This is a genomic window from Litchfieldia alkalitelluris (genome assembly GCF_002153425.1).
In the GTDB taxonomy this organism is placed as follows: Bacteria; Bacillota; Bacilli; order Bacillales; family Salisediminibacteriaceae; genus Evansella; species Evansella alkalicola.
This window is the reverse complement of sequence record NZ_KZ119600.1, coordinates 393,527-414,679: the sequence shown is the minus strand read 5'-3', so window position 1 is coordinate 414,679 and position 21,153 is coordinate 393,527. Positions and strand designations below refer to the sequence as shown.

At 41.2% G+C, this 21,153-nt stretch carries 19 protein-coding genes and 1 riboswitch; of the genes, 3 read left to right on the top strand and 16 right to left on the bottom strand.

Going from position 1 to position 21,153, the window contains the following annotated elements; all coding sequences use genetic code 11:
• Positions 1 to 136 precede the first annotated feature (136 nt).
• The 11 genes from purH to purE all read right to left on the bottom strand — a co-directional run bounded on the left by purH (position 137) and on the right by purE (position 11,715).
• Positions 137 to 1,672, bottom strand: a complete 1,536-nt coding sequence (purH, locus tag BW724_RS02060) for a bifunctional phosphoribosylaminoimidazolecarboxamide formyltransferase/IMP cyclohydrolase (protein ID WP_088073443.1) — start codon at positions 1,670 to 1,672, stop codon at positions 137 to 139.
• Positions 1,669 to 2,253: a phosphoribosylglycinamide formyltransferase gene (gene purN, locus BW724_RS02055; RefSeq protein WP_088073442.1), complete on the bottom strand. Its 585-nt coding sequence runs from the start codon at positions 2,251 to 2,253 to the stop codon at positions 1,669 to 1,671. The genes purH and purN overlap by 4 nt, the downstream gene beginning before the upstream one ends.
• A complete protein-coding gene (gene purM / locus BW724_RS02050) occupies positions 2,250 to 3,296 on the bottom strand; it encodes a phosphoribosylformylglycinamidine cyclo-ligase (protein WP_088073441.1) in 1,047 nt (348 codons plus the stop codon). Before purM ends, purN begins: the two co-directional genes overlap by 4 nt.
• Positions 3,297 to 3,310: 14 nt before the next feature.
• Positions 3,311 to 4,723: an amidophosphoribosyltransferase gene (gene purF / locus BW724_RS02045; RefSeq protein ID WP_088073440.1), complete on the bottom strand. Its 1,413-nt coding sequence runs from the start codon at positions 4,721 to 4,723 to the stop codon at positions 3,311 to 3,313.
• Entirely contained in the window at positions 4,699 to 6,933 is a 2,235-nt protein-coding gene (gene purL / locus BW724_RS02040; protein ID WP_088073439.1) for a phosphoribosylformylglycinamidine synthase subunit PurL, read from the bottom strand. The genes purF and purL overlap by 25 nt, the downstream gene beginning before the upstream one ends.
• Complete coding sequence (gene purQ, locus BW724_RS02035) at positions 6,917 to 7,600, bottom strand: phosphoribosylformylglycinamidine synthase subunit PurQ (RefSeq protein WP_088073438.1); 684 nt, start codon at positions 7,598 to 7,600, stop codon at positions 6,917 to 6,919. The genes purL and purQ overlap by 17 nt, the downstream gene beginning before the upstream one ends.
• Positions 7,597 to 7,851, bottom strand: coding sequence for a phosphoribosylformylglycinamidine synthase subunit PurS (gene purS, locus BW724_RS02030; RefSeq protein ID WP_088073437.1), 255 nt, complete (start codon positions 7,849 to 7,851; stop codon positions 7,597 to 7,599). The genes purQ and purS overlap by 4 nt, the downstream gene beginning before the upstream one ends.
• Positions 7,851 to 8,573: a phosphoribosylaminoimidazolesuccinocarboxamide synthase gene (gene purC, locus BW724_RS02025; RefSeq protein ID WP_088073436.1), complete on the bottom strand. Its 723-nt coding sequence runs from the start codon at positions 8,571 to 8,573 to the stop codon at positions 7,851 to 7,853. The genes purS and purC overlap by 1 nt, the downstream gene beginning before the upstream one ends.
• A 193-nt stretch (positions 8,574 to 8,766) precedes the next feature.
• Positions 8,767 to 10,065 (bottom strand): adenylosuccinate lyase, encoded by a 1,299-nt coding sequence (gene purB / locus BW724_RS02020; RefSeq protein ID WP_088073435.1) that lies wholly within the window; start codon positions 10,063 to 10,065, stop codon positions 8,767 to 8,769.
• 43 nt (positions 10,066 to 10,108) lie between these two features.
• Positions 10,109 to 11,236, bottom strand: coding sequence for a 5-(carboxyamino)imidazole ribonucleotide synthase (gene purK, locus BW724_RS02015; protein WP_088073434.1), 1,128 nt, complete (start codon positions 11,234 to 11,236; stop codon positions 10,109 to 10,111).
• The gene (purE, locus tag BW724_RS02010) at positions 11,233 to 11,715 is read right to left on the bottom strand and encodes a 5-(carboxyamino)imidazole ribonucleotide mutase (RefSeq protein WP_088073433.1); all 483 of its coding nucleotides are present in this window, start codon (positions 11,713 to 11,715) and stop codon (positions 11,233 to 11,235) included. Before purE ends, purK begins: the two co-directional genes overlap by 4 nt.
• 398 nt (positions 11,716 to 12,113) lie before the next feature.
• Positions 12,114 to 12,215: riboswitch (purine riboswitch) on the bottom strand.
• Between the two features lie 356 nt (positions 12,216 to 12,571).
• On the opposite strand from purE, the gene BW724_RS02005 reads away from it, so the two are divergent.
• Positions 12,572 to 14,029, top strand: coding sequence for an amidase family protein (locus BW724_RS02005; protein WP_088073432.1), 1,458 nt, complete (start codon positions 12,572 to 12,574; stop codon positions 14,027 to 14,029).
• A 78-nt stretch (positions 14,030 to 14,107) separates the two neighbouring features.
• Here the strand turns inward: BW724_RS02005 and BW724_RS02000 are convergent, their stop codons facing one another.
• Entirely contained in the window at positions 14,108 to 14,680 is a 573-nt protein-coding gene (locus BW724_RS02000) for a C40 family peptidase (RefSeq protein ID WP_235848871.1), read from the bottom strand.
• Between the two features lie 90 nt (positions 14,681 to 14,770).
• On the opposite strand from BW724_RS02000, the gene BW724_RS01995 reads away from it, so the two are divergent.
• Both BW724_RS01995 and BW724_RS01990 read left to right on the top strand, forming a co-directional pair.
• Complete coding sequence (locus BW724_RS01995; RefSeq protein WP_088073430.1) at positions 14,771 to 15,685, top strand: phosphatidate cytidylyltransferase; 915 nt, start codon at positions 14,771 to 14,773, stop codon at positions 15,683 to 15,685.
• Positions 15,686 to 15,820: 135 nt separating this feature from the next.
• On the top strand, positions 15,821 to 16,402 hold the full coding sequence (locus BW724_RS01990) for a sugar O-acetyltransferase (RefSeq protein WP_088073429.1): 582 nt from the start codon (positions 15,821 to 15,823) through the stop codon (positions 16,400 to 16,402).
• 194 nt (positions 16,403 to 16,596) lie between these two features.
• Here the strand turns inward: BW724_RS01990 and BW724_RS01985 are convergent, their stop codons facing one another.
• The 4 genes from BW724_RS01985 to BW724_RS01970 all read right to left on the bottom strand — a co-directional run bounded on the left by BW724_RS01985 (position 16,597) and on the right by BW724_RS01970 (position 21,017).
• Complete coding sequence (locus BW724_RS01985; RefSeq protein ID WP_088073428.1) at positions 16,597 to 18,492, bottom strand: ABC transporter permease; 1,896 nt, start codon at positions 18,490 to 18,492, stop codon at positions 16,597 to 16,599.
• Complete coding sequence (locus BW724_RS01980) at positions 18,467 to 19,231, bottom strand: ABC transporter ATP-binding protein (protein ID WP_088073427.1); 765 nt, start codon at positions 19,229 to 19,231, stop codon at positions 18,467 to 18,469. The genes BW724_RS01985 and BW724_RS01980 overlap by 26 nt, the downstream gene beginning before the upstream one ends.
• Positions 19,232 to 19,314: 83 nt before the next feature.
• Complete coding sequence (locus BW724_RS01975; protein WP_088073426.1) at positions 19,315 to 20,316, bottom strand: sensor histidine kinase; 1,002 nt, start codon at positions 20,314 to 20,316, stop codon at positions 19,315 to 19,317.
• Positions 20,313 to 21,017 (bottom strand): response regulator transcription factor, encoded by a 705-nt coding sequence (locus tag BW724_RS01970; protein ID WP_088073425.1) that lies wholly within the window; start codon positions 21,015 to 21,017, stop codon positions 20,313 to 20,315. Before BW724_RS01970 ends, BW724_RS01975 begins: the two co-directional genes overlap by 4 nt.
• Positions 21,018 to 21,153 lie beyond the last annotated feature (136 nt).

The following is a 21,153-nucleotide window of genomic DNA, read 5'->3' as shown; positions in this document are numbered from 1 at the left end:
CGGCGTAATGTCGGCGTCCTGCCTCCTGCTTCTGCGGGGTCTCACCCCTGCCTTTTATCCCGCAGGAGTCTCGTGTCTTCCACTCCAATCACTGCATTATGACTACTGAGTTGAAGTTTTAAATAACCTAATTTCTTTAATGTTTAAAGTGGCGTACGCCTGTAAACACCATTGCAATTCCGTACTTATCTGCCATATCGATAGATTCTTGGTCACGCTTCGATCCACCTGGTTGAATAATTGCCGTTATTCCAGCTTTAGCAGCCGTTTCTACTGTATCGCTCATTGGGAAAAATGCATCGGATGCTAGAACAGAACCCTGAGCTTTTTCTCCAGCCTGTTCTATAGCAATCTTCGCAGAACCTACACGATTCATCTGACCTGCTCCGATTCCGATTGTTTGATCAGCCTTACCTAAAACAATGGCATTGGATTTCACGTGCTTGACAACCTTCCACGCCATCTTCAGTTGATTCCATTCGTCCTCAGAAGGCTCACGCTTCGTAGGATTTGTCACCGTTACATCTTCAAAACTTAACGTGTCAGTCTCCTGCATTAACGCCCCACCTGAAACAGTAGTAATACGCTGTTCAAACGGTTGGTTGTCCTTCACATTAACTGTCAATAAGCGGATATTCTTTTTCTCCGTTAAAATAGTTAGGGCTTCCTCCGTAAAATCAGGTGCAATAACAATTTCAAGGAAAATCTCCTTCAATTTCTCTGCAGTAGGACCATCAATCGTACGGTTAGAGGCCACGATGCCCCCGAAAATAGAAACAGGATCAGCCTCATATGCTTTCATGAAAGCTTCATAAACCGTTTCCCCTGTACCTACTCCACAAGGATTCATATGCTTGATCACGGATACAGCAGGCTCTTTAAAATCCTTCACCACAGCTAAAGCCGCATCAGCATCGTTAATATTGTTGTAAGAAAGCTCTTTTCCATGAAGCTGCTTTGCATTTGCAATGGAAGCAGGATTTCCTAATGGACGCTCGTAAAATGCTGCCATCTGATGAGGATTTTCTCCATAACGAAGCATTTGCTTGCGGTTATACGTGATCGTTAACTTTTCAGGTGCATCTTCTCCCACCTGTTTTGTTAAGTATTCTCCAATGAGCGCATCATAAGCAGCTGTGTGACGGAACGCTTTAGCAGCTAGCTTGCGCTTCAAGTCACTCGATACTTCTCCAGCAGTTTCCAATTCCTCCACAACAACACCATAATCAGCAGCATCTACAATAACAGAAACAGATGCATGATTTTTCGCAGCAGAACGAATCATTGAAGGTCCACCAATGTCGATATTTTCAATGGCATCAGCAAAAGTTGCGTCAGGACGCTCAATCGTCGCCTGGAATGGATATAAATTGACGATAACAAAGTCAATCAATCCGATACTATGTTCCTTTGCGGAAGCCATGTGCTCCTCATTATCCCTCACAGCTAACAAACCACCATGAATGACAGGGTGTAACGTCTTCACACGCCCATCCATCATTTCTGGAAAACCAGTCACCTCTTCAATACCAATCACCTTCACACCTGCATCTTGAAGCGCCTTCTTCGTTCCCCCAGTAGAGATAATCTCAACACCAAGTGCCTCTAGCTTTTGTACAAACTCCACAATACCTGTTTTATCAGATACACTTACTAACGCCCGTTTATTCATTGATTAATCCTCCTACCCAAATCTTCTATTACATGCTGAACCGTCTTTGGATACAGCGAATGCTCCACCGCTTGGATTTTTCGCTGCACCGCTTCCTTGTTATCCGAATCCTCCACCTTGACCGCTTCCTGTGCGATAATCGGGCCAGTGTCCATTCCAGCATCTACATAATGTACTGTAACACCAGTTATTTTGACCCCCGCATCAAAAGCTTGCCCAATTGCATCTAAACCAGGGAATGCAGGCAAAAGTGATGGGTGAATATTAATAATCCTGTTTTCATACGCCGAAAGCAGGGTGTCTCCTACTAGCCTCATATAGCCAGCGAGGATAATGAGCTCCACCTCGTAGGAACGCAGCACCTGGAGCACAGCCTCCTCATATTCCACTTTAGAGCCATACTTCCTAGGCTCCAAAACATAAGCAGGGATGCAAAGCCTTTCAGCCCGCTCTAGAGCAAACGCATCCCCCTTATCACAAATGAGCACCTGCACCGTTCCAGCTATATCACCTGCATGCACAGCCCCTACAATTGCTTCAAAATTACTCCCACTGCCAGAAGCAAACACGGCAAGCTTCATTCCACGTCAACCCCTTCAAGAACAATCCCAGAACCACGAGTAACCTGACCAATCACATGAGCCGTCTCCCCAGCCTCTTCCAATAAACCTAGAACTTGATCAACATCATTTGGAGAAATAGTTAAAACAAGGCCAATCCCCATATTGAACGTTTCGTAGAGATCACGATCCGAGAGATTGCCCTTCTCCTTTAACCAACCGAACACCTCAGGAACATCCCATTTAGAAGTGTCGATAGTAGCCCCAAGACCCTCAGGCAACATGCGCGGAACATTCTCGATAAAACCACCGCCAGTGATGTGTGCAGCCGCCTTTACAACCCCTTTTCCGAGAAAAGGTTTTAAGGCATTCACATAAATTTTCGTTGGGGTTAAAAGAACCTCCCCTATCGTTTTTTCCGTATCACCCGACGCCACAAAGGAGTCATTCCAGTTGTAGCCTTGGCTTGTGACAATCTTTCTAACAAGGGAAAAACCATTGCTGTGAACCCCTGTAGAAGGAAGACCGATGAGAACATCTCCTTCTGCCACATTGGCAGGATTAAGCAGATGCTTTTTCTCCCCAATCCCGACGACAAATCCAGCAACATCATATTCCTCAGGCTGATATAATCCAGGCATTTCAGCAGTTTCCCCACCGATCAGGGCACAGCCAGACTGCCTGCAGCCGTCAGCAATACCAGCAACTATTTGCTCCACCACTTCAGGGTCATTGACACCTAAAGCAAGATAATCTAAGAAAAACAATGGTGAAGCACCTTGAACAACAATGTCATTGACGCACATGGCAACAGCATCGATGCCAATTGTATCGTGTTTTCCCATCTCCTGTGCAAGCAAAAGCTTCGTTCCAACACCATCTGTTCCAGATACAAGGACAGGCTCTTCGTATGAGAAGCCTGATAGATCAAACAATCCACCGAATCCTCCAAGACCACCCATGACCTCAGGACGCCTTGTGGACTCCACGTGCTTTTTCATTCTCCTAACACCTTCATACCCTGCTTCAATGTTAACTCCTGCCGATTCATACGCTTTAGACATGATATGCCCCTTCCTTATACCTTTTCATATGGGTGGTCTGATTCTGGGTAGATCTCTGTTGGATATTGACCTGTAAAACAAGCAAGACACTGTCCGTGATTTTCCTCTGTGTCTGGCCTTCCAATCCCTCTCATTAACCCTTCAACACTTAAGAACTCAAGGGAATCTGCTCCAATCTCATCGCAGATTTCCTGAACCGATTTATCGGAAGCGATTAACTCTCCCTTTGTCGAAGTATCAATTCCGTAGAAACAAGAGTTTTGAATAGGAGGGGAACTGATTCGAACATGGACTTCTAACGCTCCTGCTTCCCTTAATAATTTAACAATTCTTCGGCTCGTTGTTCCTCGAACAATCGAGTCATCAATCATCACAACTCGTTTCCCTTCCACGACACCACGTACTGCAGAAAGCTTCATTTTTACCCCTTGCTCACGAAGCTCCTGTGATGGTTGTATAAACGTTCGACCAACATAACGATTTTTTATTAAGCCTAACTCATAAGGAATCCCCGCTTGTTCTGCATAGCCAATGGCAGCAGAGATACTAGAATCTGGTACTCCCGTAACAACATCTGCTTCAATTGGTTTTTCCAACGCAAGTTCCTTCCCGAGGTTTTTCCTAGCATAGTGGACGTTGATCTGATCAACATTACTGTCTGGACGGGCAAAATAAACATATTCCATAGAACAAATGGCACGCTTCGGTGATAAGGAAAACTTCTCACTTCGTAGTCCATTGTCATCAATGATGATCAATTCACCAGGTTCTACTTCCCTTTCATAAGTCGCTCCGATAATATCAAACGCACATGTTTCAGAGGAGATGACATACGCTTCCCCAATTCTGCCGATTGATAACGGACGGAGGCCATTAGGGTCCAAAGCTGCAATGAGTTTGTCTTCCTCCATCATAACGAAAGCATATGCACCCTTAACCATTGTTAACGCATTTTTGATTCTATCTTCTAACGTTTCATAGCCACTGCGTTTAATGAGATGTGCCACAACTTCCGTGTCAGATGTTGTTTGAAAAATACTCCCCTGTCTTTCAAGCTGGTGCTTTAAGGCATTAGCGTTTACTAAATTACCGTTGTGCGCTAACGCAAGGCTGCCAGTTTGAGAGTTAAATAGAAACGGCTGACAGTTTGTTAAGTCGCTTGCCCCCGCCGTTGTATAACGAACATGACCAATGGCACCTGACCCATGTAACTGCTCCAGTTCTCCATGACCGAAAACATCATTAACGAGTCCTAATCCTTTATGACATTGCAGTTTTTCACCGTTGGATACGACGATCCCTGCACCTTCTTGTCCACGATGTTGTAAGCTATGGAGACCATAATACGTAATGTGTGCTGCCTCCTTATGTCCCCAAACACCAAACACGCCACACTCTTCGTTTAAACCTTTGATTTCAGCAAACATGCAATGGCACCTCTCCATGTGTCTTCAAGAATTTCAATATTTTCCTCTAACACGACATTCCCTTGGTTATCTTGCACCTGTAATGTCGGCTCTTCTGTTACTTCTCCAACTAGAATTGCATCTGGAACGAACTTTTCAAATTGTTCACGATTTTCTTTTGAAACAGTAATAATATATCGTGACGGTGTTTCGCTAAAGAACTCTGTTAACTGATCGCTACCAGTTAGTTTTACAGAAGCTCCGAAAGCTGTTCCGAATGTACATTCCGCTAAAGCCACTAGGAAGCCACCTTCTGCTAAGTCATGGGCAGAAGAAACCGTCCCTTCTTGGATTGCATGTAAAACTTGTTCCTGACGACGCTTCTCTACCTGTATATCAAACGCAGGTGGTTGACCAAAAACTTTCCCAGCTTCCATCAACTTTTGAAGCTCACTTCCACCAAAATCTTCTCCCGCTTCCCCAACAACATAGATGAGGTCTCCGGCTTGTTGGAACTGCTGTCTTGTAATGTGGTCCACATGATCCACAAGACCAACCATCCCAATGACAGGTGTTGGATAAACAGCTACACCACTTCGCTCATTATATAGAGAGACGTTACCACCAATTACTGGCGTTTCTAAAACTCTACATGCATCACTTAAGCCATCTGTTGATTTTTCAAGCTGCCAGAAGATCTCAGGGCGCTCTGGATTCCCATAGTTCAAGCAGTCCGTTACACCTAAGGGTTTTGCGCCAGAGCAGACAAGGTTCCTTGACGCTTCAGCAATCGCTAATTGGCCACCTACGTATGGATCTAAATATAGATATCTGGAGTTACAGTCTGTTGTCATGGCTACTGCCTTTTCCGTACCGCGAATCCGAAGAACAGCCGCATCAGAGCCTGGAGCAACAACCGTATTCGTTCGCACCATATAATCATATTGATCATAAACCCACTCTTTACTAGCAATTGTAGGTTGTTTTAATAGATTGTGTAATGTATCTTTCATATCTGTAACTGCAGGTCGATATGAACCTTGCTGTTGAAATTCACGGTAGTAAGCTGGCTCCGCAGACGGCTTGTGATACACTGGCGCATCTTCAGCCAATGAGTCAACTGGTACATCCGCCACAACTTCCCCCTTATGAAGAAGACGAAGACGCTTATCATCTGTTACTTTCCCAACAACTGTTGCATGAAGATCCCAATGTTCAAATAAGTCGATGATCTCCTGCTCTCTTCCTTTTTCCACCACAAGAAGCATTCTCTCCTGTGATTCAGAAAGCATCATTTCATATGGTGTCATTCCTTTTTCACGCTGCGGTACTTTATCTAAATCCATTTCAATTCCTGAACCAGCTTTACTCGCCATTTCTGCAGAGGAAGACGTTAGTCCCGCTGCACCCATATCTTGAATTCCAACGAGGGCATCATTTTTCACAACCTCTAAGCAAGCTTCAAGAAGGAGCTTCTCCATAAATGGATCTCCTACCTGTACTGCTGGACGTTTTGCTTCAGACGCTTCACTCAATTCCTCCGATGCAAACGTTGCACCGTGAATCCCATCGCGACCAGTGCTCGCCCCAACATAAATGACAGAGTTTCCTACACCTTTTGCTTGGCCCTTTTGAATATCTTTATGGTCGATTAATCCAACACACATGGCATTGACTAGTGGATTTCCTTCATAGCAAGGGTCAAATTGAATTTCTCCCCCAACAGTAGGAATACCAATACAGTTACCGTAGCCCGCGATTCCTGCAACTACTTCTTCAAATAGGAATTTCACCCGTGGCTTCGTCAACTCACCGAAACGTAAGGAATTAAGAATTGCAACTGGACGAGCTCCCATGGAAAAAATGTCTCGGATAATCCCACCTACACCTGTTGCTGCGCCTTGGTATGGCTCAATCGCTGATGGGTGGTTGTGACTTTCAATTTTGAACACGACTGCTTGCTCGTCACCAATATCAATGATCCCAGCACCTTCCCCTGGTCCTTGAAGTACTTTAGGTCCATCTGTCGGGAATTTTTTGAGTAAAACTTTAGAGTTTTTATAACTACAATGCTCTGACCACATCACCGAGAACAAACCTAATTCTGTATAGTTAGGGAGTCTCCCCATAATTTTTTCCACTAAAGCAAACTCTTCGTCTGTGACGCCCATTTCAGCATAGACGCGCAAATCCTTAATTTGTTGCGGTGATGGTTCATGAAGTAATTGCATGTCGTTCCCTCCAGTGAGTTAAAATCGATTTAAATAAAGTAAGACCATCTGCTGATCCTAGTAAACTATCAACAGCACGCTCTGGGTGAGGCATCATACCAAGCACATTTCCTGCCTCATTTGTTATGCCAGCGATACTATCAACAGAACCGTTAATGTTGTCTTTATATGTGAAAACAATTTGATTATTTTCTTTAAGCTGTGCGAGTGTCGCCTCATCGCAATAATAGTTTCCTTCTCCGTGCGCCACTGGAACTGTAATTTCTTCACCGTTTTGGTAGCCATTTGAAAACAGTGTTTCATTATTTTCTACTACTAGTGTTACTGGGCGGCAAATAAACTTTAAGTTTTGATTGCGACGCATTGCACCTGGTAGAAGGCCTGCTTCTAGTAAAATCTGAAATCCGTTACAAACACCCAGTACAGGTTTTCCAGCTTCAGCAGCTTCCACAACTGCTTTCATGATTGGGGAAAACCTCGCAATAGCTCCTGTACGTAGATAGTCTCCATACGAGAAGCCTCCTGGTAGTAGTACACCATCGAAACCTTCTAGACTCGTCTCGTCATGCCAAACATATTCTACTTCTGCACCAAGCTCATCTTTCACTGCATGGTACATATCTAAGTCACAGTTGGAGCCTGGAAATACGATGACTGCAAACCTCATTGTGCGACTACCTCCTCAATTTCATAGCGGTAATCCTCAATGACTGGATTAGCTAACAGCTTCTCACACATCTCTTTAACAAGACCTTCGATTTTATCTTCCGTGCTGTTAATTGTAAGAGTCATAACTTTACCAATACGAACGTCTTCTACCCCTTCATACCCTAAATGGTGAAGAGAGTTTGTCACTGCCGAACCTTGTGGATCTAGAACACCTGCTTTTAATGTTGTGTACACTTTTACTTTGAACATTATTCATTTCCCCCAAGTCTTGATAGTATAGTTGTATAGCCATCCTGCAAGTTCCCTTGCTCAAAACGGAATAAATCTTTATCAAAGGATTCTCCTGTCTTTTCGTCCCAAAGGCGACATGTATCTGGCGAGATTTCGTCAGCCAATAAGATTTCACCAGTATGATCTCTACCAAACTCCAATTTGTAATCTACTAATTGAATGCCAATGTCTTTGAAAATCTCTTTTAAACGATCGTTTACATGTAAAGCAATTTCTTTTATTTGGGCAAGCTCCTCTGGCGTTGCAAGCTCCATTACTCGAATATGTTCTTCGGTCATTAGCGGATCACCGAGATCATCATCTTTATAATAGAATTCAAGAATTGCTGGGGAAAAGGCTGTCCCTCTTTCAATTCCAAGTCGCTTTACTAAGCTCCCTGCAGCCACATTCCTTACAACAACTTCAATTGGTACAATCTCTACTTTTTGTACTAGCTGCTCATTAGAGGAGAGCCTCTTAATGAAATGGCTGTCAATTCCGACTTCTTTTAATCTTGAGAAAATTATAGAGCTAATTTCATTATTTAATAGACCTTTCCCTTCGAGCACGTCTTTCTTTTCTCCGTTAAAAGCAGTTGCATCGTCCTTGTATTCTACCCAAAGCACTTCTGGTTCTTCTGTGGCATAGATTCGCTTTGCTTTTCCTTCGTAGAGACATTCGCCCTTCGTTAATGTATTCACAGCAGGCCCCTCCAATATAAAATTTTGAGGTTGATGAGACTTGCGCAAACTCGCTTTCCGTGGAGAAGCCGGCAAGCCGCTTCGAGCTACGCTCTGCAGGGTCTTGCCCTGCCTTCCTTTTCCACAGGAGTCTCGCTTGCGCCAATCTCATCAACTTCCCTTAAATTAAGTAGTTCTGTTTGATTGAAATCCGTTAGTCGTTCAAGCCTAGTCTTTCGAATATTGTATCTACATGTTTAAGGTGATGGTTGTAGTCGAAGCAGTCGTCTAGTTCTCCTTTTGAAAGATGCTTCATGATTGTTTCATCTTCTTCGACTAACGTACGGAACTGAACGCCTTTTTCCCAAGCTTCCATTGCTTTTGGTTGAACAAGATCGTATGCTTCCTCCCTCACCATACCTTTATCAATTAAAGTTAACAACACTCGTTGAGAGTATATTAAACCGTATGTTCTTGTCATATTGCGCTTCATGTTTTCTGGGAAAACAGTCAAGTTTTTCACAATATTCCCGAAACGATTTAACATATAGTTCAATGTGATTGTTGCATCTGGTAAAATCACTCGTTCTGCAGAGGAGTGAGAAATATCTCTTTCGTGCCATAGCGCTACATTCTCATATGCTGTCACGACATGACCTCTTAGGATACGCGCAAGACCAGTCATGTTTTCTGAACCGATTGGGTTACGCTTATGAGGCATTGCCGATGAACCTTTTTGACCTTTTGCAAAAAACTCTTCTACTTCGCGAGTTTCACTTTTTTGTAGACCACGGATTTCTACTGCCATTTTTTCAATAGAAGAAGCAATCAATGATAATGTCGCAATGTAGTGTGCATGACGGTCACGTTGTAATGTCTGTGTGGAGATTGGAGATGCTTCAAGTCCTAATCCTTCACACACATATTTTTCAACAAAAGGATCGATGTTTGCATATGTTCCAACAGCACCAGAGATTTTCCCAACACGAACCCCTTCTGCTGCTTGACGGAAACGCTCTAAGTTTCGCTTCATTTCCTCATACCAAAGTGCAAGCTTTAATCCAAAGGTCGTTGGCTCTGCATGAACACCGTGGGTACGTCCCATCATGACTGTCATTTTGTGCTCTTTTGCTTTGTCTTTTAAAATATCAATGAAGTTTAAAATATCTTTTTCTATAATTTCATTCGCTTGTCTGAGTAGGTAGGATAATGCCGTATCCACAACGTCTGTAGATGTTAAACCATAATGGACCCACTTTCGTTCCTCACCTAATGTTTCAGATACTGCACGTGTAAAGGCAACAACATCATGACGAGTTTCTGCTTCAATTTCAAGGATTCTTGAAACGTCAAAGCTTGCGTTGTCACGAATTTTCTTTACATCTTCTTTTGGAATATCACCTAGCTCTGCCCATGCTTCACATGCTTGTATTTCCACTTCTAACCACGCTTGAAAACGATTTTCTTCTGTCCAAATGGCGCCCATTTCTGGTCTCGTATAACGTTCGATCATAAGTTTTTCTTCCTCCTAGGGTTACTTCGTTTTTTTCTATTTTCTACTTCCAAATGGTTGATTCATTTATGTCATGTAGAATCTCTTCTACAGAATTACCTAAAACAGTAACATGCCCCATCTTCCTGCCCATTCTAGCTTCAGTCTTACCGTATAAATGAAGGTGGGCTCCGTTCAATTCCCTAATGTGTTGCTTCACAGATGGAATGTGCTCTCCTAATAGATTCACCATTACGGCAGGTTTTAGTAACTCCGTACTCCCTAATGGCCAGCCACAAATTGCCCGAACATGTTGTTCAAATTGAGAAGTGACACAAGCATTGATAGTATAATGCCCTGAGTTATGAGGCCGTGGCGCTAATTCATTTACAAATATCTTCCCATCTTTCGTTAAAAACATTTCTACTGCAAGTGTCCCAATAAGATTGAAGGACTCAGCTAACTTAGTTGCAATTCGTATTGCATCCTGTTCCGTTGCCCCACTAATTCTTGCTGGTACTATAGATTGATGTAAAATATTGTTGATATGAATATTCTCTGCTACAGGGAATGTCTTTAATTCTCCATGGACACTCCTCGTGACAATCACGGAAATTTCTTTTTCAAACGGGACCCACGCTTCTAATACAAAGGGGCCATTTTCACCCATTTCATCCCAAACCGATTCCAGTTCCCCTTCTTCTTTAAAAACATGTTGTCCTTTTCCGTCATACCCACCACGCGTTGTTTTCAACACTGCTGGAAGACCTAATTCCTTTAATCCATTTTTCAAATCTTCCAATGTTAAAATTTCTTTGAATGGTACAACTTCCACCCCAAAGGATTGAATTGCTCTCTTTTCAAGAATACGGTCCTGTGTAATAGACAGAAGGTCACTACCTTGTGGCAAGTAAAGGTTTTCCTCTAGAAACGACGCTGTTGATGAGTTAATATTTTCAAATTCGTATGTGAGGACATGGCAAGCTTTTGCTAACTTCTTTGCTCCATCGAGATCATCATAAGCTGCAATCACTTCCACATCAGCAATTTGTCCGCAAGGTGAATTTGGTGCAGGCTCTAATACCGCAACCCCATAGCCCATTTCTCTTGCAGAGATGGCCATCATTCTCCCGAGCTGTCCACCACCGAGAATTCCTATTGTTTTCCCTGGTTCAATCCACATATCTGTCATTGTAAATCCCCATTTTCTAACACTTCTTTTTCTTTCGCCGCTCTCCGCTCACTTAATCTTTCATGCAATGCCTCGTCGTGTACAGCTAATTGTTGTGCTGCTAAAAGAGCAGCATTTGTTGCTCCTGCTTTTCCAATTGCAACAGTCGCAACAGGCACTCCTGCTGGCATTTGAACGATGGATAAAAGGGAGTCCATGCCATTCAGTGCCCTAGATTGAACTGGAACACCTATCACAGGTAAAGTCGTTTTTGCTGCAACCATGCCGGGCAGATGAGCTGCTCCTCCTGCACCTGCAATAATTACTTCTAACCCCCGTTCTCTTGCCGTTTCTGCATATTGAAACATGTAATCTGGCGTTCTATGTGCAGATACTACCTTTTTCTCATAAGGTACTTGGAGCTCTTCCAACGTCTCTACTGCATGCTTCATTGTTTCCCAATCTGATGTGGAACCCATGATGACACCAACCTTCGCCATCTAAATGCCTCCTTTTATAAAACATATCTTATTTTTTGCAACTTCTGCCAAAGGTTCATGTTTATAAATTACGGTTGATTTATCGTGAAAGGTACACCTGTCTCTTCCTCTACGAGAATTTGCTAAGAAGCGTATCCGTCGAGACAACTCGAAGCATATTCGTGATGTAACGCTCGTTCCTGCGGAATCAAAGGCAGGGGTAAGACCCCGCAGATGCACAGCATCGAGGAGGCTTACCAGCCGCCCGCGGAAAGCGAGTGCCTGTAACGAAAAATCAACATCAACGTTTAACAGAACTTTTTCGCGAAAAAAAACGTGTCCGCTTGGCCTTTGAGGGGACAAACGGACACGTGAAATACCTCGGAGAACAGACAAAGCCCAATCCTAGGTCTTTGCACCACCGCGTCAGTCACCCTCATAGTCTGACGATTTACGGTCATCAGGTAGAAACTTTTGGGCCATATTCCCAACTTTATATGAGGTTATATAATTGTTAGATTTCCTTACTCTATCATAACAAGATAAAAAATCATAGTCAATCAAAATTCGAACAATATATATCGTTATTTAAGATATTGTTCGGCTTTTATGACATTCCCAGGTAAAATGATAGCCTTTTCATTTATATTTACCCCTTATAGACGGGCAATGGTAGGGTTTTCAAAATATTCATTTACTATGAAGGGGAGCAGGAGACTGGTGTAGTTGTTTTTGCGCAAGTAACAAGAGGTAAGGAGAATGATAGAATTTCAGTTTTGTTTCCGGGACATATTGCCCCCACTCTACCCACTACATAACACTTATGGTATTATTTAGACAATCTAAATATTGACTACTTTTGCGAGGGGGAAAAACCATGAAAAACCCAAAACTCAAAGAGCTTCAACAAAACTGGCTTCCTTACGCCACCATCAGTGATATACAAGAAAAGTTCAAAAATGAAGAGCTCACATCAACGGAACTTGTACTCATGTACTTAAACAGAATTGCTGTTTTTAATGAACAAATGAAAGCTGTACTTGAAGTGAATCCTGACGCATTGCAAATTGCGGAGAGCCTCGATACTGAACGAAAGGAAAAGGGATCACGAGGACCTTTGCATGGTGTTCCCGTGCTCATCAAAGACAATATTGCAACTAACGATAAAATGCATACGAGCGCAGGATCGTTAGCACTTGCTGATTCCTACGCCAATAAGGATTCCTTCGTTGCGAAACAACTTCGCGAAGCCGGTGCTATTATCCTTGGTAAAACAAACATGACCGAGTGGGCAAACTTCATGACACAAGGTATGCCTAGTGGGTACAGCAGTCGTGGTGGCCAAGTAAAGAACCCTTATGGAGAATTCGATTGTGGAGGATCTAGCTCCGGATCTGGATCGGCCATCGCAGCAAACTTCGCGACAGTTGCTATCGGAACAGAAACGTCTGGCTCTATCTTAAGTCCTGCAAGTCAAAACTCACTTGTGGGAATTAAACCTACAGTTGGACTCATTAGTCGTACGGGAATTATCCCTATCTCCCATACACAAGACACAGCAGGGCCAATGACAAAGACTGTGGCGGATGCAGCACTTCTCCTCAATGCTATTACAGGAATTGATGAAGTTGACCCGATCACAAAAACAAGTGCGGGCTGGAGTAACTACGACTATACTTCAGTGCTAAATAAAGACGGCTTAAGGGGAACGAAGATCGGAATAGCTAGGGAGTTTTATTTTGACTACCTTTCCGATGACAAAAAAGAAGTTTTAAACGCGGCAATCAAGGAGTTGGAACACCAAGGGGCACTAGTAATTGATGTGACAATCCCTTCCACAAAAACAAAATGGACTTACGACGTACTTACTCACGAGTTTAAGGTTGGGATCAATGCATATTTAAAGGAATATACCGATCAAACAAGTATCCGTTCGTTAAAAGACGTTATATCCTATAACTTCGAACATGCTGGTGCCATGCTGAAATACGGACAATCTATCTTGCTTGAAGCTGAAAAAACGAGTGGAAACCTAACTGAAACTGACTACTTAACTAGCCTAGAACAAGATCAATATTTATCTAAGGAAGGTGGGATCGACGCTACCCTCCAGGAGCACGATCTCGATGCCATTGTTTTTCCAAATAATTTCGGTGCAGCTATTCCAGCAAAAGCAGGTTATCCATCGATTACTGTTCCTGCAGGATATTCAGCTGAAGGAGAGCCTGTTGGAATCACCTTCACTAGCACTCCTTACTCAGAGGCAACCCTAATAAAGCTTGCTTATGCGTATGAACAAGGGACTAAAATGAGAAAAAATCCAGCTATGAATTAATCAGAAAAGGAAGATGCACGAGAAGAGTGGGATGAGACGTTCCAATCCACTCTTCTTATCTCATAAAATGGAGATTTATCAGATTTCCCCCTCTAAATTCTCCAACTTCCGCTTAATTGGTCCAAAATCAAAGAGCTTCCCTTCATATATAAGCTCCAACCGTTCATTTTTCCGAAAATCATCAGGTGTCACTAAAGCTGGGAGTTTATCCCACAGCACAATTCCAGAGCGCCGGAGAACATCTGCAACAAACTGGGAACAGAAATAGGAATTGCTGAATTCCACAGGTTCATTGATAGAGACACCAATAACCCCTAATAAATTGTATAAGTACTTTCCATTGTTTTTGATAAAAACATTTAGAACCCGCTTCATTTTTACAACGTCCCGCTCAGTCACTTCCAACCTGTACACAACACAGGTCGTCTTTTTATATCTACTATATGTGCCCTTTAAAATATCTTCTTTTACAAATCCACCGTAAAGGGGATTTCGAGGATTTTTTCGGCCGAAGCTGTACATCTCTGTCAACTCTGGGTCAAAGGCAAGGGAGGCATGGTTATATGGCGCTTTTGTATACTTTTTAATAACCGTAGTAAATAAAGTTCCTGTATCAGAAAGCATGATGTATACGTGTTTTTTCCCTTCCAAACCGATTCCCCCTTTCATTCCCATCTTCCAATTATACCGTATTTTTTGTAAAATGAATGCAATTCGAAATAATGAAACTAGGTGAACACTTTGGCTGAAACAATATGGATCTTAACTGCAATTTTCAAAGTTTTATTGACAGCAACAGTCATCATTCTAATATTAAACAAATTAACTTCAGAAAAAGATTTTAGAAGTATTTTTTTACGTCTAAAAACATGGTGGGGGATGTTTGTCATCTTCTGCTTTGCAACTTTATTTAACCCTGTCGTATCCTTAGTTTCTATCATGGTATTGAGCTTTTTTGCCTTGAAAGAATACTTCTCCATGATTGAATCGAGGAGACAGGATAGAAGACTCTACCTCTGGTGTTATCTTGTTATTCCTGTGCATTTTTATTGGATCTTAATTGATTGGTACGGTATGTTTATCATCTTTATTCCTGTATATGTCTTTCTCTTGCTTCCCTTGCCTAGAATTATTGGTAAAGGGACTGTCGGTTTTTTACGTTCCGTCAGTACTACGCAATGGGGTCTGATGCTCATGGTCTTCGGACTGAGTCATCTTGCTTATTTTCAGTTTGCCACACCGGAATATGGCGCAAATCTTGTTCTGTTTTTGATTATCCTGACACAAGTTAACGACATGATACATAACCTTATTTCTATTTTTATTGGAAAAAAATCAGTTGTACCATCTGCTAATTCAAATCTAACTTGGGAAGGATTCCTCGGGGGATTCCTTTTCACAACATTGATATCCTTTATTTTGTATCCGTATTTAACACCATTCGGATTAACATTCGGCATCTTGTCGGGGGTAATCATCAGCATTTCAGGCTATTTTGGAAGCTTGACCATATCCGTGTTGAGAAGAGATTTGTCCCTTGGAGGTCGGCATCATAATGGAAGTTCAAGAGCAAACTATATTTCAATAGTTGATAGTTTAACTTACACTTCACCGATCTTTTTCCATATCATCCGATACTTTTTTGACTTTATGTAAAACCTGGTCACTATTATAATTGACTCTGTTAAAAAAGACAGTCTTGATTATTGACGCCTGAGTTGATTGTAGCGAACATCTACAGCAAAGTTTAACAGAGCCTAATAATTCAGTAATTGAAGGAGAGAAAATACAATGAGTGCAAAAGATAAAATGTTGAATCAAGAATACTACATACCTTGGGACGACGAGTTGACCAATGAAAGGGAAAGAGCCAAGGATTTGTTGTTTGAATTAAACAATTTAAAACCTTCCATGCGCGTTGAAAGAAACCAAATTATTCATAAACTTTTTCATTCTGTAGGTGAAAACGCTTGGATTGAATCACCTTTTAACTGTGATTATGGTTATAACATTACGGTTGGGGATAACTTCTATGCAAACACGAATTGTACCATTCTGGACTGCGCTAAGGTTACTATAGGAGACAATGTGTTGATCGGACCCAACGTAAGTCTTTACACACCAAATCATGCCATTGATGCAGAAGAGCGTAAACAAGGATATGAGGTTTCTCTGCCAATTACTATAGGTGAGAACGTATGGATTGGTGGATCTGTTACGATCGTTCCCGGCGTGAAGATTGGTGATAATACTATCATTGGGGCTGGGAGTGTGGTAACAAAAGATGTGCCTTCCAATGTGATTGCAGCAGGTGTTCCATGTAAAGTAATTAGGTCTATCACTGAAAACGATAAAATTGCTAATAGAAGGTAAACAAACGGATTCGATCTTCCATCAAGGAATATAATAGTTTTACGAAAGAACCACTACAGAATAATATAAATTCCGGGGGCTTGAGACATGATCGTGTCATCACCCATTTTGCCCCCGGCAAATGAATACATTGCTCAGCTGCGAGACAGACACTTTTTTATGGGCAGGAACCTTTGGACGCTCCTCCATGATTCTTAATAAACCATTCTCTCTACCTGCTTCACATAGAAAAACCGAACAATGGAAAAGTAAATGATTTGAATCAAAGCAAAACTTCCTAATACGAGGGAGGATTCTACCATTAAATTGTAATCAAATAAACGAGATAATGCTGTGAGTGCAACGGCACCATGGAGTAACGCGACAATTATTGGTGAGAAAAATAAAATGGCTATTTGCCTGTTCACAATTTTTTTCAACTCAGATTGTTTCAATCCAATTTTTGCTATAGAACGGAACTTTTGTTTTTCCCCTTCCAAATCCGTAAATAGTCGGAAATAAAGGAAACTTCCAGCCGATACAAAAAACACGATACCAATAAACAAACCGATAAATAAAATTGGACCGTATGCTTTACTGATTTCATAAAGTGTATATTCTACAGAAAACGCCTTATACTCCAGTTCCTCACTTAATTTCCTACCCACTTCTATGATTTGCTCCGTTTGCCATTCTTCCACTTTCCAAACAACACTCATATCGTTATACGATGGCGATCCAAGCTGGTCATAAACCTCATCTGCTACAATATAATAACCATTTATTGCTGATAACACTTCCGTCTCGATGATCCGACCTGGTTGGAGTTCATCTCCGTTTTCAAGTGTAATATTGGACTGCATTAAGACCTCACTGGCTTTCGGTCCCTGCATTATTACAGCACCACTTTGTTCAACTATGATTGCTTCATCTTTTTCAGGGTGTACGCTTTCCTCCCCTATTAAAGCTGCAAAACGATTGTAGTCAGAAGCACTTGCAATTAACACTCTCATATCTTGTTCAGGCATATCATAGTAATTCATATCCATCGCTTCGTAATTTGCAGCGACATTTTCTTCCTGCAAAATGCCATTAATTCTATCCACATCTGCTGCGATCTCTTCTTTACTAGAATCTGCCCAAGGATTATACGTGATAGAATATGGACTAATCTCACTTCCCCCTTTAAACAGGTAGGATTGAAATCCATATAAAGTTCCAATTGCACTAAATGCAACTGTTGAAATGACTGCCACCATAAAGAATGTCCTTGCATTATCCTTCAGACGAAAGGAAAGGTCTGAGAACAATAACATATTTGTTTTATGCCAAAAAACCAATGTGTTATTTTTTAATAGACGGACAAAATATACACTCAATTGCGTAAATAAAAGGTATGTTCCAAGTATTACAACGATAATAACTGGTATCATCGCATAGACAACGCCAGCGCCTCTCACGTAGAGCGCTGTCCCATACCCGATTAGTAGTAATACGGTAGCAATAACCGATAAAATAATAGAAGCTTTCGGTTCTCCTTTTGATTGCTGTTCCCCTTTAATCAATTCAATTAATTTACTTGTTCGCAGAATAAACGACAAAAATAAAGATATACAAAAAAATAGAAATATAAAGCTAATTAAAGTGATGACAATTGCCAGCGTTGGAAAGTAGAAATACAATGATTCATTAATAATTAATACATTCTCAGCAGTTAGTAGAATGGCTTTTGCAAACAATAAACCGATCAAGATTCCACCAACGGTTGCAGCAATTCCTATAAAAATATTTTCCAAAAAAACCATCAGACGAATTTGCCTGTTCGAGGCTCCCATCATCATTAACAGACCAAACTCTTTTTTTCTAGACTGTAAAAATGAACTCATAGAATACAAGACAAAAAAGAATGAAAAGACATAAATGATTCCTCCTGCAGCGGCCATTCCGACCAGCGCATAATTATGCACAGACCCTTCCGAAAATGCAGGATGAAATGCAAAGATAGCAAAGGTGAAAAACACCATCACCGTAAACATACTGCTTAGGAAATACGCAAGATACAACCTTTTGTTACGCATTACATTATTAAACGCGAATTGACGAAAAGTCATTGCCATCTCCTCCCATCAACGAAAGCATGTCAATGATTTTTTGGAAAAATGCTTGTCTGCTTTCCCCACGGTTAATTTCAGAATGAAGCTTACCATCTCGAATAAAAACGACTCTGTCTGAATAGCTTGCTGCCTGTGGGTCATGTGTGACCATTAACAAACTTGTTTTTTCCTTTTCATTGATGGAAACGAGCATTTTCATAACATCTTTTGAAGCTTTCGAATCAAGATTCCCTGTAGGCTCATCGGCTAACAATAGTTTTGGCTCATGAATCATCGCTCTCGCAATAGCTACCCGCTGCGCCTGCCCTCCAGATATTTCATACGTACGTTTATTCATAATAGATGAAATCCCTAGACTCTTAGCAATTTCCTGTGCCTTTTCTTTCATTACTCTTACACGAGTACCGTCTAACGTGAGTGGCAAAACGATATTTTCTTCAACCGTTAATGTGTGAAGTAAATTAAAATCCTGAAAGATAAATCCTAATTCGTTTCTACGAAATTTAGCTAAATCATTTTTCTTCAGTGTATGTGGATTATTCCCTTCAATACTAATTTCTCCTGTAGTAGGTACATCATTAGTGGAAATAATATTTAGTAACGTCGTTTTCCCACTTCCAGATGGACCCATGATCGCGACAAACTCACCTTTTTCTATTTCTAAATCAATATCTGTCAGGGCACGATAAGCTACTTTCCCTTCGTAAACCTTACTTACTTTTTTAATTTTTAGCATAATCATTCTCCTCTCAAAGCCTTCTGATAAGAAGTATAGCCCGAGCATTGAGCATTAAACTATCGATTATGCTTTCACAAACCTTACATCGATGTAAGGTTTTGAGTTTCGGAAAAAATAAGCCGGATAGTTGTTCCTTCTCCGACCTCTGATTCCAATTCAATGCGGTGCTCCAACTTTTCAGCAACTTCTTTCACTAAATAAAGCCCCATCCCTGTTGATTCCCGGTACTTCCGACCATTTTCTCCGGTATAAAATTTGTTAAAAATACGTTTTTGATCGACAACGGGGATACCAACTCCAAAGTCTCTCACTTCAAGTACTGCTTCCCTATCCCTTTCATAAATGGATATGACAAGGTAGTTCTTTTTTCCGACAGAGTATTTCACAGCATTATGTACCAATTGTGTAATAAGGAAAAAAAGCCACTTTTCATCAGTCTCCACCGTGATCCCGGGCCTCTCCTCCTTGAATTGTGGATACACTTCATGACGGATATAAAATCTTTTGTTTTCTTTATTCACTTCATGTATCAGCTTGGCTAACTTTACCTGCTTAATGTGAAAATCTTCTTCAACAGTCCTAAGTCTTGCCATATAAAGGACGGTATTCAAACCATTCCGCATTCGCTCTGTTTCCTCACGAATACTAGATGACTCTGGCTCATCAAGCGTTTGTGCCGTTAATTCAATCACTGAAAGGGGCGTCTTCATCTGATGGACCCATCGATCCATAAATAATAAATGTTCCCCCTGTCTTTCTTCCCCTTGTAGAAGTTCTGTCTGATATAACCGATATTGTTTCCTAAGTAATTGATCGAGTGCACCAGATATTGGCGCTCCTTCGGTAGTTTCAAGAGAACTATCCAAGTTTTCCATTGGATTCTGAAGCTTTTGGTAAAAATTCTTTCTTGTAATATAACGGTAAATAAGAAATACCGAAAATAATACCAGTGATAAAAAAATGGCATACAAACTTACACCAATCCCCCGATAACCATCCAACCAAAAGAGAATCGGTACTAAAAGACTTATGATAAGTTGGAAAACAATGTATAACAAATGATCACGAATAAAAAGTTTCATTGCTTTTCCTCATTCCATGTAACACACAAGCGATATCCTGCACCTCTCACTGTCTCCACCGCACCCTCAATCCCTAACTCTTGAAACTTTTTCCGAACACGAGTTATATTAACATTTAATGTATTCTCATCGACATATACTTGATCATCCCATAGCTTGGCTAACAAATCTTGTCTCCCAGCAACTCGTGGATACCGCTCCATCAATATTTCGATAAGGTCCGCTTCTTTTTTTGTTAAAGTAGTTACATTGTTTTCAAAACGTAGCTCTAACCTCTCCGGATAACATTGTAATCCGTCTTGTATTAATATCCTTTCTTCGGACTTCACTGCATATTCCCCATATGCACGACGCAGCTGACTTCGGATTTTCGCAATGACTATGTCAGGATGGAAAGGCTTCGTAATAAAATCATCTCCACCATTTTCAAGTGCCCTAACTTGGTCCATTTCACCTGTACGGGCCGATATAAAAATAACTGGGCAGATGGACTCTTTTCGAATCTGCCTGCACCAGTAATAACCGTCAAAACTAGGCAAATTGATATCGAGTAGTACAAGTCTGGGTATCTCCCTTTGAAATGTATCCATGATCTTATCAAATTCTTTAGCAATGACCACTTCATACCCGTATTTTTCAATATAGGACCTTAAGTAATTAGCAATCTTAATGTCATCTTCAACGATCATTATTTTTTCCATGTTTGGTTTCTCCCATATATCAATTTATTTCAACAGTACAGGGTGAGGGGGTTAATCAACTTTTTCTTCTCAAATATTTAGTAATACACATACCGATTCATACTTTTCCTATTATTTATTAGTCTATTATTTCAAA

What these genes read in the sequence shown, in the direction of transcription:
- purH (WP_088073443.1), bottom strand. Translation starts at nt 1,672, where the DNA reads ATGAATAAACGGGCGTTAGTAAGTGTATCTGATAAAACAGGTATTGTG.
- purN (WP_088073442.1), bottom strand. Translation starts at nt 2,253, where the DNA reads ATGAAGCTTGCCGTGTTTGCTTCTGGCAGTGGGAGTAATTTTGAAGCA.
- purM (WP_088073441.1), bottom strand. Translation starts at nt 3,296, where the DNA reads ATGTCTAAAGCGTATGAATCGGCAGGAGTTAACATTGAAGCAGGGTAT.
- purF (WP_088073440.1), bottom strand. Translation starts at nt 4,723, where the DNA reads ATGTTTGCTGAAATCAAAGGTTTAAACGAAGAGTGTGGCGTGTTTGGT.
- purL (WP_088073439.1), bottom strand. Translation starts at nt 6,933, where the DNA reads ATGCAATTACTTCATGAACCATCACCGCAACAAATTAAGGATTTGCGC.
- purQ (WP_088073438.1), bottom strand. Translation starts at nt 7,600, where the DNA reads ATGAGGTTTGCAGTCATCGTATTTCCAGGCTCCAACTGTGACTTAGAT.
- purS (WP_088073437.1), bottom strand. Translation starts at nt 7,851, where the DNA reads ATGTTCAAAGTAAAAGTGTACACAACATTAAAAGCAGGTGTTCTAGAT.
- purB (WP_088073435.1), bottom strand. Translation starts at nt 10,065, where the DNA reads ATGATCGAACGTTATACGAGACCAGAAATGGGCGCCATTTGGACAGAA.
- purK (WP_088073434.1), bottom strand. Translation starts at nt 11,236, where the DNA reads ATGACAGATATGTGGATTGAACCAGGGAAAACAATAGGAATTCTCGGT.
- purE (WP_088073433.1), bottom strand. Translation starts at nt 11,715, where the DNA reads ATGGCGAAGGTTGGTGTCATCATGGGTTCCACATCAGATTGGGAAACA.
- BW724_RS02005 (WP_088073432.1), top strand. Translation starts at nt 12,572, where the DNA reads ATGAAAAACCCAAAACTCAAAGAGCTTCAACAAAACTGGCTTCCTTAC.
- BW724_RS01990 (WP_088073429.1), top strand. Translation starts at nt 15,821, where the DNA reads ATGAGTGCAAAAGATAAAATGTTGAATCAAGAATACTACATACCTTGG.
- BW724_RS01985 (WP_088073428.1), bottom strand. Translation starts at nt 18,492, where the DNA reads ATGACTTTTCGTCAATTCGCGTTTAATAATGTAATGCGTAACAAAAGG.
- BW724_RS01980 (WP_088073427.1), bottom strand. Translation starts at nt 19,231, where the DNA reads ATGCTAAAAATTAAAAAAGTAAGTAAGGTTTACGAAGGGAAAGTAGCT.
- BW724_RS01975 (WP_088073426.1), bottom strand. Translation starts at nt 20,316, where the DNA reads ATGAAACTTTTTATTCGTGATCATTTGTTATACATTGTTTTCCAACTT.
- BW724_RS01970 (WP_088073425.1), bottom strand. Translation starts at nt 21,017, where the DNA reads ATGGAAAAAATAATGATCGTTGAAGATGACATTAAGATTGCTAATTAC.